At 36.2% G+C, this 635-nt stretch carries 1 pseudogene; it reads right to left on the bottom strand.

The annotated features are described in order from the left end of the window. Positions 1-51: 51 nt before the first annotated feature. A pseudogene (locus V6256_RS15160) lies at positions 52-459 on the bottom strand (gamma carbonic anhydrase family protein); the annotation flags it as partial. Positions 460-635: the final 176 nt, after the last annotated feature.

Below are 635 nucleotides of genomic sequence, written 5' to 3'. Positions count from 1 at the left end.
CTGTGCTATCGAGATTGGACAAATTTGGAAACTTAATTAACGGAATTGGTATAATACCTTATTTGGTGGGACTAATGTACCGGCCCCAATAATTACATCATCTTCAATATGTGCATTATCTAAAACAATTGCCCCCATCCCAACTAAAACACGATCGCCAATAGTACAAGCATGAAGCATTGCTTTATGCCCTACAGTAACATCCTTTCCAATCGTTAAAGAATAACCATCTACTGATGCTTCACCTTTTCTGGCGACATGCAATACCGATCCATCTTGAATATTAGTACGCGCACCAACAGAAATATTATTTACATCACCGCGTAAAACACACATTGGCCAAATACTGACATCATCAGCGAGCTTCACATCACCAATAATTGAAGAAAAAGGGTCAATATAAACGTTATTACCAATCTGAGGATGAATGTTTTTATAGGAACGTAATGTAGGAAGCATAAAACACCTTTTGAAATAAACATTAAAACTTCACTATACGACACAAAAGTGTGGATAACAAAAGCTAAATTGTGGATAACTTGTGGTCAATCTAGGTATAAAAATTAATTGCAAATAATCGTAATAAAACGCTTGCTTACCTTCTCAAGATCCCTATAATGCGCATCCACAGACAC

It is taken from the genome of Psychromonas aquatilis, assembly GCF_038155185.1.
Classification (GTDB): Bacteria; Pseudomonadota; Gammaproteobacteria; order Enterobacterales; family Psychromonadaceae; genus Psychromonas; species Psychromonas aquatilis.
The sequence above is the reverse complement of the archived record's forward strand: the minus strand, read 5'-3'. Positions and strand labels throughout refer to the sequence as shown.